Here is a 10,065-nt window from a genome sequence, read left to right on the forward strand (position 1 = left end):
CCTAAAACCCAATCACGGATGTGATCAATGGCGGCGTTAGCTGCTGATGCGGCAGAGGATAAACCGCGCGCTTCAATGATGGCAGCACCACGCTTGCCTACCGTTGGGATAAAGGTGTCTTTGTTCCACGCCTCGTCATTGATTTTGTCTTTGAGGCTTTGGCCATTAACCGTAGCAAAACGGATGTCAGGATACATGGTGGGGGAGTGGTTACCCCAAACAATGAGGTTCTCGATATCCGCGACGGCGACCTTAGCTTTGTCCGCCAGCTGAGACAACGCACGGTTGTGGTCTAGGCGTAGCATAGCGGTAAAGTTTTTCGCCGGTAAATCCGGAGCGGATTTCATGGCGATGTAAGCGTTTGTGTTGGCAGGGTTACCTACCACTAGTACTTTTACATCACGGCTGGCGACGTCGTTGAGTGCCTTGCCTTGCTCGGTAAAGATCTTGGCGTTAACGGTTAGCAGGTCTTTGCGCTCCATACCTGGACCGCGTGGACGGGCGCCGACTAATAGGGCAATGTCCGCATCTTTAAATGCTTCGCGTGGATCGCTGTGTGCTGTCATGCCCTGCAGTAAGGGGAAAGCACAATCGTCGAGTTCCATCATGACACCCTGTAAGGCTTTTTGTGCTTTTTCATCAGGGATTTCAAGAAGTTGTAAGATAACAGGCTGATCTTTGCCTAGCATTTCGCCGGAGGCGATACGGAATAAAAGTGCGTAACCGATTTGGCCAGCGGCGCCAGTAACGGCAACGCGCATTGCGGGTTTGCTCATGAGTGTTGACTCCAAATAGTTGGAAAACAGGGTACTGCTATAGCATCGAGTGTAATGCTTTTTGAACCCTAGACCAAACTCAATTATACGTCAAACCTCTTATATCTTATATAAGACACAAGAGTGTTAGACAGAATGGACTTTGCGTGTCAAAATAACGGATATTCTTTTTCTAATTTGCCAGGGTCTGCCTTTATTCAGATGCTTGGCCTCTCATATCGACTATGTCTGAATCTAACTCAGTCAATGTAACAAATTCTGAGCGCGGCACGGCGTATAGTCCGCTTTATCAGCAGATTAAAGCGCTGCTGCTTAAAAGCTTAGATCAGGGCGAATGGAAACCCGGCGAGGCCATTCCGAGCGAACTGGATCTGGCAGCGCGTTTTCAGGTCAGCCAGGGTACTGTGCGCAAAGCCATCGATGAGCTTGCCGCCGAAAATTTGTTAATACGTCGTCAGGGCAAAGGCACGTTTGTCTCCACACACAACGAGGCCAAGGTTCGATACCGTTTTTTACGCTTGACGCCCGATGACGGGCATCAACCAACGACCCGTAGCGAAATCATTGGCTGCTATCGAGTCAAAGCCCCCGCTAAGATCGCCGCTTTGTTGGCGTTACGCCCTGTGGACACCGTGATTAATATTCAGCGTGTTTTATCGTTTGATGATAAGCCCACTATTCTGGATAACATTTGGTTGCCTGCACAGGTATTTAAGGGCATGACTACCGAGGCTGTTATGCAGAATCGAGAGCCTCTTTATGCGTGGTTCGAGGGTCAGTTTGGGGTCAGTATGTTGCGTGCAGATGAAAGCATTCGTGCCGTAGCGGCTACAGAAGAATCCGCGCAACGGTTACAGGTTTCTGTGGGTTCACCCCTGTTACAGGTGGAAAGGGTTGCTTATACTTATGGGGAGCGACCCATGGAGGTTCGCCAAGGCTTGTATATTACCAGCCATTTCCATTATAGAAATAGCCTAAACTAAAGGGTCAGCTCATGGATTGGTTTTGCTGATTATCAGCAGGCGTAGTTCTGAGCATTTAATTTGTTGTAATACTGTTTTATTTTTAACTTCGAGGCCATCATGTCTGATACCGCCCAAAAGCAGCGTCCGCAGTATCGCAATGTCAGCGTGCCGCAGATATTGTCATACCGTATGCCACTGGCTGCTAGAACGTCGATCTTGCATCGAATCAGTGGTGCTTTGTTATTTTTAAGCTTACCCGTCATTATTTTACCGTTGCTGGCAATGAGCCTAAGCTCCGAGGCGGGCTTTGCCGCATTGAGCAATGTGTTTGGTAGCCCGATCATGAAGCTCATTGTGTTGGCGCTGGTTTGGGGCTATCTCCACCATTTCTGTGCAGGCATTCGTTATTTAGCCCTAGATTTAGGCAAAGGTAACGATAAATACACCGCAAATAAAACCGCGGCATCGGTATTAGTTGTGAGCTTGGCATTAACTGTCGTATTTGCACTTAAATTGTTCGGAGTATTCTAATGGCTCAAGAACGTATTGGAACAAAACGTTTAGTAGTTGGTGCGCACTACGGCACAATTGATTTTATTGCCCAGCGTCTGACTGCTGTAATTATGATTCTCTATACCCTAGTGTTGCTAGTAGGGGTGCTGTTTACCTCTGAGCTCAACTACGAGGGGTGGCGTAATCTGTTTGCTTTTAAGTGGTTTGGTGTCTTTCCTGCGGGCCAGCTACTCGCCACATTATTCTTTATGTCCTTAGCGTGGCATGCCTGGATTGGTGTGCGCGATATTTGGATGGACTACATTAAGCCAACTGGCATTCGTCTTGCACTACAAGCCTTTACGGTCTTGTGGTTAGTTGGTTCTATTGTTTATTTTGCACAAATTATCTGGAGCCTGTAACCGTGGCTGCTATTAAAACTTCTTTACCACGCCGCCAGTTTGATGTGGTGGTAGTTGGCGCCGGCGGTGCCGGTATGCGTTGTTCCCTACAATTAGCCGAAGCGGGCTTGTCTGTAGCGGTCTTATCTAAAGTCTTTCCTACGCGTTCTCATACTGTAGCTGCCCAAGGCGGTGTTAGTGCTGCACTTGGTAACATGAGCGAGGACCACTGGTATTGGCATATGTACGATACCGTCAAAGGTTCTGACTGGTTAGGCGACCAAGACGCGATTGAGTTCATGTGTCGCGAGGCACCACATGCTGTGTATGAGCTAGAGCACTTTGGGATGCCTTTTGACCGTAACCCCGACGGTACGATCTATCAGCGTCCATTTGGTGGACATACAGCTAACCATGGTGAAAAACCTGTACAGCGTGCCTGTGCCGCTGCTGACCGTACTGGGCATGCGATGTTACACACGCTTTACCAGCGTAACGTAGCGGCTCGTACTAACTTCTTTGTTGAGTGGATGGCACTAGACCTATTGCGCAACGAAGAAGGGGATGTGCTTGGGGTAACCGCCCTCGAGATGGAGACGGGTGAAATTTACGTGCTTGAGGCCAAGCGTACGGTATTAGCTACAGGTGGAGCAGGGCGCATTTGGGCGGCTTCGACAAACGCCTTTATTAACACCGGCGATGGCTTAGGTATGGCAGCCCGTGCAGGTATTCCTTTACAAGACATGGAGTTCTGGCAGTTCCACCCCACTGGGGTTGCGGGCGCTGGGGTTCTTATCACTGAAGGGGTCCGAGGCGAAGGCGGTATTCTTTTAAATAAAGACGGTGAGCGTTTCATGGAGCGCTATGCACCAAACCTAAAAGACTTGGCGCCACGTGACTTTGTGTCTCGCTCTATGGACCAAGAAATTAAAGAAGGGCGTGGTTGTGGACCAGATGGTAGCTATGTTGTCTTGAAGCTAGACCATTTAGGTGCGGAAACCATTAACAAGCGCTTACCTTCTATTCGTGAAATTGCTATTAAGTTTGCGAACGTGGATCCGATTAAAGATCCGATCCCAGTGGTACCGACCATTCACTATCAGATGGGTGGTATTCCCACTAACTACTATGGTCAGGTCACCACCTTAGATGCCGAAGGCAACACGCAAATCGTGAAAAACCTTTACGCTGTGGGCGAGTGCGCGGCTACAAACGTCCACGGGGCAAACCGTTTAGGTACGAACTCCTTGCTCGACTTGATTGTCTTTGGTCGTGCGGCAGGTAATCACATTGTTGAGTCGCGTCCTGATAACGAGCACGCGCACCAAGACATTCCTGAGTGGTCGATTGAGCAGTCGATGGATCGTGTCAACCGCTTAGAATCCCGCACTTCAGGACAGCGCTCCCAAGAGGTTGCAGAAAAGATTCGTCAAACCATGCAAGCTCACTGTGGGGTGTTCCGTACCTTGGATCTCTTGAAAAAAGGCGAAGAGCTGATCGAAGGCTTGGTTCCCGAGGTAGATGAAATTTACTTCCAAGACAAATCCAAAATCTTTAACACCGCTCGAGTGGAAGCACTAGAGGTCGCTAATATGATTGAAGTGGCACGTGCTACGACAAAATCGGCAGCGAACCGTACAGAAAGCCGTGGTGCGCATGCACTAAACGACTATCCAGAGCGTGATGATGAGAACTGGTTGAAGCACTCGGTGTGGTTCTCCGAAGGCAGCACTTTGCGTTACAAGCCCGTGCAAATGCAGCCTATCTCCGCTAAATCTATCGCTCCACAGCCACGCACTTTCTAAGCAGGTATTACGATGAGCAAACGTATTGTTAAATTTGAAATTTATCGCTACGACCCCGATAAGGATGAGCGTCCTTATATGCAAAAGCTCGAGGTCGAGCTTGAGCCCAACGATAAAATGTTGTTGGATGCTATTGTTCGCATCAAAAACACCGTAGACGATAGTATTTCTATTCGTCGTTCTTGCCGCGAGGGCGTATGTGGCTCGGATGCGATGAATATCAATGGTAAAAACGGCCTGGCCTGTACCACTAACTTAAATGACTTAAAACAACCCATCGTTTTACGTCCCTTACCCGGTCTGCCTGTTATTCGTGATTTGATCGTTGATATGACGCATTTCTTTGATCAGTATCATTCGGTTAAACCGTATCTGATCAATGACACACCACCGCCAGAGAAAGAGCGTTTACAAACCCCCGAAGCCCGCGAGGAGCTAAATGGTTTGTACGAGTGCATTTTGTGCGCGTGCTGCTCGACCTCCTGCCCCTCTTTCTGGTGGAACCCAGACAAGTTCGTCGGTCCTGCCGGTTTATTACAGGCGTATCGCTTTATTGCGGACTCACGTGATGAGGCCACGGGCGAGCGTTTGGATAACCTAGAGGATCCGTATCGACTTTTCCGCTGTCATACCATTATGAACTGTACTGATGTCTGTCCTAAAGGGTTAAACCCTTCTCATGCCATCGGTAAGATCAAGGAAATGTTGGTACGTCGTACTGTTTAAAGGTTGGAAATGAGAACGTTAACGCAGTTAGAACGTGCGCGCTTGCGTTGGCGCGCACGCCGAGGCTTACTAGAAAACGACTTAATTATCACGCGGTTTTTAGATAAATACGAAGCGGAGCTAACTGACGTTGACGTCGCCGCTTTAGATCGCCTGTTTTTAATGGGCGATCATGATCTTTTGGATGTGTTGTTAGCCCGTTCTGAGCCACAGGGCGAGTACGACAGCCCCGATATTCATCGTTTGGTCGCAATTATGCGATCGCTATGATTTTTAAGGAAAAGCAAAATGGAACTGTCAGATAAAAAAGCGACTTTGTCGTTTTCCGACGATACCCCAGCAATAGAGCTTCCTGTATATAAAGGAACCATTGGCCCAGATGTAATTGATATCCGTAAACTATACGGTCAAACCGGTATGTTTACTTATGATCCGGGTTTTATGGCAACGGCATCCACTGAGTCCGCTATTACCTATATTGATGGTGATAAAGGCCAGTTGCTTTATCGTGGTTACCCTATCGATGAGCTCGCTAAAAACTGCGATTTTCTCGAGGTTAGCTACTTGATTTTAAATGGCGAGCTACCTACACCAGAGCAAAAACAAGAATTTGATAATTTGGTGATGCAGCACACCATGGTTAAAGAGCAAATGCATAGTTTTATGCGCGGATTCCGTGCAGATGCTCACCCCATGGCGATTTTGACGGGTATGGTTGGGGGGATGTCTGCTTTCTATCATGACTCCACCGATATTACGAACCCAGAGCATCGTCGCATTTCAGCGATTCGCTTGATCGCCAAAATGCCAACACTTGTAGCAATGGCTTATAAGCATGGCATTGGTCAGCCTTTTATGTACCCCAAAAACGACTTGTCGTACACAGGCAACTTCTTGCGAATGATGTTCGGTACACCTTGCGAAGATTACAAGGTTAACGAAGTGGTTGAGCGCGCTTTAGACCGTATCTTCATTTTGCATGCGGATCATGAGCAGAACGCTTCCACATCTACCGTTCGTTTATGTGGCTCTTCTGGCACAAACCCCTATGCGGCGATTTCTGCTGGGATTGCATGTTTGTGGGGCCCTGCACACGGTGGTGCCAACGAAGCTTGCTTGAATATGCTTGAAGACATTCAAGCCAACGGCGGGGTAGAAAAAGTGGGCGAGTTCATGGAAAAGGTGAAAGACAAAACCTCTGGCGTGCGCTTGATGGGTTTTGGTCACCGTGTCTATAAAAACTATGACCCGCGCGCTAAGCTGATGCAAGAAACATGTAAAGAGGTACTCGAGGCTTTAGGTCTAGAGAATGATCCTTTATTTAAACTTGCTATGGAACTAGAGCGTATTGCTCTCGAGGATCCTTACTTTGTAGAGCGTAAACTCTATCCAAACGTTGACTTCTACTCCGGTATTGTGCAGCGTGCAATCGGTATTCCAACCGAACTATTTACCGGTATTTTTGCCCTAGCACGTACGGTGGGTTGGATTGCACAGTGGGATGAGATGATTTCTGATCCTAACTACAAAATTGGTCGTCCACGCCAGCTCTACACTGGTTACACCGAGCGCCATATCTAATATTATTAGATGTATAGTAAACCCACCAATTGGTGGGTTTTTTAATGGGTGATTTTATGATTCGAGCGGTGCTCCGCAGGAGGGGCTAACGGAGAACGTTTCAGCAAAGAGGGGTGTTGCTGTTCTAAATAGCGTATACAGCTCACACGTAAAAAGGACGCAAAATTGGGCACCTCGCCCTGTAGTGCATACACTTCGTTATATAGGGTGGCAATGAGCTGATTTGTTGTTAGGTTTTCTTCGGCAGCAATCTGACTGAGTACATCCCAAAATAAGTTTTCGAGCCGAATGCTCGTGACAACCTTATCGATTCGGATCGAGCGGCTTCTGGATTCGTAGAGGATGGGGTCGGTTTTAGAGTATATTTCGCACATGGCTTTCCTAGATCAAGCCGCATGGGCTTTACCAATACGGCTTGTATATCATCGATTTCTATTTAAATAGATTGAAGTTTCATTTGTTGGCTAATATATTCAGCTTGTCGAATGGCTAGGGCAACAATTGTTAATGTTGGATTTTCTGCAGCGCTAGTTGTGAATTGGCTGCCATCTGATATAAATAAATTCGCAATATCATGGGTTTGACCGTACGAGTTACAGACGCCATCCTCTGCCTTTAAGCTCATTCGGCAGGTTCCTAGGTTATGGGTTGAGGGATATGGTGGAGTTTTAAAAGTACGTTTGGCTCCGATGGATTCGTATAAGGCGACACTTTGGTTGAAGGCGTGTTCTCGCATTCTTATATCATTAGGATGATCATCATAATGCACGTTAGGGACTGGTAAACCGAACTGATCTTTTTTTGTATGGTTAAGGGTTATTCGATTTGTAGGTTGTGGCATATCTTCACCAACTATCCATAACCCAGCTGTTTTTTTATAATTATCCATAAAAAATGCAAAGTCAGCGCCCCAAGCGCCAGGATTCAAGAATGCAGCATAAAAAGGTAAACCTAGACTTATAGTTTCGAGCTCATAGCCACCGACAAATCCACGTTGCGGATTGTTTATTGCTTCATCTTGTACGATACCAGCCATTATAGTACCTCGGTTCATATAAACGTCTTCATCAAAGACGGCGTAAACAGAGCCTGTAACATGGCGCATGTAGTTTCTTCCAACTTGATCAGAGCTATTGGCTAAGCCATTTTGATACTTGCTAGACTCTGATAGAAGCAGCAAGCGAGGGGTTTCAATAGAGTTTCCAGCTACACAGATAATGCGAGCTTTTTGTCTTTGTTCTTTTCCGTTCGCATCATAATAAATAACCGCATTAACTTTTCCCATCTCATCATGTTCGATTCGAGCGGCATGACAGTTGGTTCGTAAATCTAGATTTCCGGTAGCTTCTGCTTTAGGAATTTCTGTATAAAGAGTAGACCACTTGGCTCCCATTTTACAGCCTTGAAAGCAGAAACCTTGTTGGGTACAGGAGGCTCTACCATCACGGGGACGGCTATTAATAGCCATATGTCCCGTACTTACTTGTTTATATCCTATTCGTGTGGCGCCATTATAGAAAACTTTAAAATTATTATTACCAGGTAGGCCAGGAATACTATTTGTACGTGTAACTCCCATTTTATGTTCAGCGAGCTCATAGTAGGGCTCTAGTTCAGTTAGCGTAATAGGCCAATCAAGTAAATTAGCGTTTTTTATTTTTCCGTAATGACTAAGAGCTTTGAACTCATGGGCTTGAAATCGTAGTGAAGCCCCAGCCCAGTGTGTTGTTGTTCCTCCTACGGTTTTACAGATCCATGCAGGTAAATCAGGAAAATCTTTGGCTATAAGCCAGCCGCCAGACGTTGTTCTTTTGTCTAACCATGCTAGCTGCTCAAAAGATGCCCACTCATCTTGAATAAAAGTTTCAGGGCTTTGGCGCTCGCCCGCCTCTAGCAATACTACTTTAATACCTCGCTGACAGAGCTCATTTGCTAGAGTACCACCGCCTGCTCCTGAGCCAATGATTACTACCACATCGGAATCATTATTATCAAATTTTGTTTTATTCATGTCTCCACTCCTTGTTATATTAATTTAAGTGGTACTCTTTAAAAGGCATTGGACTTGCTACTTCTGGTGGGTTGTCAAGCCAGATTAAATCATTAAAGCCATTTAGTAGATATCCCCCTTTGCTCCAACTTTCTCCTTCATATCCAAAATATATTTGTGCTAAAGGATGGTTGTAAATTGAGGTAATGCACTGCTGGCGTACTTTATGAAAAAAATCAGTTTCTTGTATTGAGTTTAATTTTTCTACTTGTGCTGCAGCACTAAGCTCATTGAACGGATGCGGGGAGTTCAGAAGCGAAAGCCCTTTTAGAACTACTTTTCTAGTTTCGGGGGTATTACATAATTGATCTATATCTTTAACTAGGATGGCGTATACTGCCTCATCAAGTCCCTCGTGAGGATATAGGCGTTTTGCCATGGACAATAATGATTGGGCTTGAAAGCTATTGAGATGATGGGCCTCGAGTGCCCAGCTTGTGCTGGGAGCTATCGAGGCTAAGAAACTACCTGAGCTTATTACGCCTGTTAAAACAATATATTTTTTTAAAAATTGACGACGATGCTGGCAGGTGTGTTGAAATTGGTGGATAGTATTATGTTTTTTTTGCATTGTTGTCTCCGGTGAATCACTGAGTTTTTATTTAAAATGGCCACCGCGTTCTAATACTTCTATTTTGTAACCATCGGGGTCGGTGATAAAGAAAAAGCGAGCTTGTGTGACACCGTTAATATCGAGCTGCTTAATATCAGCAGGATTAAATCCGGCATTTTTTAAGCGTTGGTGACAGGCTTCCAGACCCTCTACGGAAAAAGCCACATGGCCATAGGCTGTGCCGTGCTCATAGGGGGTGGCTTGGTCTTTATTAAAGGTGAGTTCAAGCTCGGCTTCGCTTTGATCGTTTCCTAAATAAACTAAAGTAAAAGTAGGAAAATCTAAGCGGTGTTTTTCTTTGAAGTTAAACGCGGTGCTGTAAAACTGGATAGCTGGCTCAAGAGCGCTAACACGAACCATTGTATGAATTAATTTTGCCATGAGTTACTCCGTAAAATTCGTTGAATCGCTTGAATGATTATGTCTTAATCTGAACATAAGCGGGTAATACTGGGTTGCTTCATGGCGGTTATTAAAAGTTAGCGGGGCAGGGACGAGGGAATAAGGCAGCTTGTATTGATATCCGCAACACGTTGGGCAGCAGTTAGGGTCATGGCTACACGCATCTCTTTTTCTAACAAGGATAAGACGTGACTTACCCCTTTGCCTCCAGTTGTAGCTAAAGCATAAATATAAGCACGGCCAATCATTACGGC

The 10,065-nt window shown here is 46.1% G+C and carries 13 protein-coding genes; 7 read left to right on the top strand and 6 right to left on the bottom strand.

All coding sequences use genetic code 11. The annotated features are described in order from the left end of the window. A partial coding sequence (locus tag Q1V74_RS04170; protein WP_300647190.1) for a malate dehydrogenase occupies positions 1-776 on the bottom strand: 776 nt, incomplete at its 3' end. A gap of 224 nt (positions 777-1,000) precedes the next feature. Here Q1V74_RS04170 and Q1V74_RS04175 point away from each other — a divergent pair. The 7 genes from Q1V74_RS04175 to gltA all read left to right on the top strand — a co-directional run bounded on the left by Q1V74_RS04175 (position 1,001) and on the right by gltA (position 6,746). Further along, positions 1,001-1,759 (top strand): GntR family transcriptional regulator, encoded by a 759-nt coding sequence (locus Q1V74_RS04175; protein ID WP_260649069.1) that lies wholly within the window; start codon positions 1,001-1,003, stop codon positions 1,757-1,759. A 99-nt stretch (positions 1,760-1,858) separates the two neighbouring features. Further along, a complete protein-coding gene (sdhC, locus tag Q1V74_RS04180; protein WP_260649068.1) occupies positions 1,859-2,272 on the top strand; it encodes a succinate dehydrogenase, cytochrome b556 subunit in 414 nt (137 codons plus the stop codon). After that, positions 2,272-2,655, top strand: a complete 384-nt coding sequence (sdhD, locus tag Q1V74_RS04185; protein WP_260649067.1) for a succinate dehydrogenase, hydrophobic membrane anchor protein — start codon at positions 2,272-2,274, stop codon at positions 2,653-2,655. Before sdhC ends, sdhD begins: the two co-directional genes overlap by 1 nt. Positions 2,656-2,657: 2 nt before the next feature. Beyond that, on the top strand, positions 2,658-4,439 hold the full coding sequence (gene sdhA / locus Q1V74_RS04190; RefSeq protein WP_260649066.1) for a succinate dehydrogenase flavoprotein subunit: 1,782 nt from the start codon (positions 2,658-2,660) through the stop codon (positions 4,437-4,439). A gap of 12 nt (positions 4,440-4,451) precedes the next feature. Next, positions 4,452-5,165 carry a succinate dehydrogenase iron-sulfur subunit gene (locus Q1V74_RS04195; protein ID WP_260649065.1) on the top strand — a complete coding sequence of 238 codons (714 nt, stop codon included), beginning with the start codon at positions 4,452-4,454 and terminating at the stop codon, positions 5,163-5,165. A gap of 9 nt (positions 5,166-5,174) precedes the next feature. After that, positions 5,175-5,435: a succinate dehydrogenase assembly factor 2 gene (locus Q1V74_RS04200; protein ID WP_260649064.1), complete on the top strand. Its 261-nt coding sequence runs from the start codon at positions 5,175-5,177 to the stop codon at positions 5,433-5,435. A gap of 18 nt (positions 5,436-5,453) precedes the next feature. Next, positions 5,454-6,746: a citrate synthase gene (gene gltA / locus Q1V74_RS04205; protein WP_260649063.1), complete on the top strand. Its 1,293-nt coding sequence runs from the start codon at positions 5,454-5,456 to the stop codon at positions 6,744-6,746. A 41-nt stretch (positions 6,747-6,787) separates the two neighbouring features. Here gltA and Q1V74_RS04210 read toward each other — a convergent pair whose 3' ends face one another. The 5 genes from Q1V74_RS04210 to Q1V74_RS04230 form a co-directional block, all read right to left on the bottom strand. After that, a complete protein-coding gene (locus tag Q1V74_RS04210; protein ID WP_300647194.1) occupies positions 6,788-7,120 on the bottom strand; it encodes a ribbon-helix-helix domain-containing protein in 333 nt (110 codons plus the stop codon). A gap of 62 nt (positions 7,121-7,182) precedes the next feature. Next, complete coding sequence (locus Q1V74_RS04215; protein ID WP_300647195.1) at positions 7,183-8,757, bottom strand: GMC family oxidoreductase; 1,575 nt, start codon at positions 8,755-8,757, stop codon at positions 7,183-7,185. A gap of 19 nt (positions 8,758-8,776) precedes the next feature. After that, entirely contained in the window at positions 8,777-9,367 is a 591-nt protein-coding gene (locus Q1V74_RS04220; RefSeq protein WP_300647196.1) for a tat (twin-arginine translocation) pathway signal sequence, read from the bottom strand. Positions 9,368-9,394: 27 nt separating this feature from the next. Beyond that, positions 9,395-9,790 (bottom strand): VOC family protein, encoded by a 396-nt coding sequence (locus Q1V74_RS04225; protein WP_300647197.1) that lies wholly within the window; start codon positions 9,788-9,790, stop codon positions 9,395-9,397. Between the two features lie 98 nt (positions 9,791-9,888). Then, a partial coding sequence (locus tag Q1V74_RS04230) for an alpha-hydroxy-acid oxidizing protein (protein WP_300647198.1) occupies positions 9,889-10,065 on the bottom strand: 177 nt, incomplete at its 5' end.

Origin of the sequence: Paenalcaligenes sp. (genome assembly GCF_030152715.1) — a bacterium.
Taxonomy (GTDB): domain Bacteria; phylum Pseudomonadota; class Gammaproteobacteria; order Burkholderiales; family Burkholderiaceae_B; genus Paenalcaligenes; species Paenalcaligenes hermetiae.

What these genes read in the sequence shown, in the direction of transcription:
- Q1V74_RS04200 (WP_260649064.1), top strand. Translation starts at nt 5,175, where the DNA reads ATGAGAACGTTAACGCAGTTAGAACGTGCGCGCTTGCGTTGGCGCGCA.
- Q1V74_RS04220 (WP_300647196.1), bottom strand. Translation starts at nt 9,367, where the DNA reads ATGCAAAAAAAACATAATACTATCCACCAATTTCAACACACCTGCCAG.
- gltA (WP_260649063.1), top strand. Translation starts at nt 5,454, where the DNA reads ATGGAACTGTCAGATAAAAAAGCGACTTTGTCGTTTTCCGACGATACC.
- Q1V74_RS04210 (WP_300647194.1), bottom strand. Translation starts at nt 7,120, where the DNA reads ATGTGCGAAATATACTCTAAAACCGACCCCATCCTCTACGAATCCAGA.
- sdhC (WP_260649068.1), top strand. Translation starts at nt 1,859, where the DNA reads ATGTCTGATACCGCCCAAAAGCAGCGTCCGCAGTATCGCAATGTCAGC.
- sdhD (WP_260649067.1), top strand. Translation starts at nt 2,272, where the DNA reads ATGGCTCAAGAACGTATTGGAACAAAACGTTTAGTAGTTGGTGCGCAC.
- Q1V74_RS04215 (WP_300647195.1), bottom strand. Translation starts at nt 8,757, where the DNA reads ATGAATAAAACAAAATTTGATAATAATGATTCCGATGTGGTAGTAATC.
- Q1V74_RS04225 (WP_300647197.1), bottom strand. Translation starts at nt 9,790, where the DNA reads ATGGCAAAATTAATTCATACAATGGTTCGTGTTAGCGCTCTTGAGCCA.
- Q1V74_RS04175 (WP_260649069.1), top strand. Translation starts at nt 1,001, where the DNA reads ATGTCTGAATCTAACTCAGTCAATGTAACAAATTCTGAGCGCGGCACG.
- Q1V74_RS04195 (WP_260649065.1), top strand. Translation starts at nt 4,452, where the DNA reads ATGAGCAAACGTATTGTTAAATTTGAAATTTATCGCTACGACCCCGAT.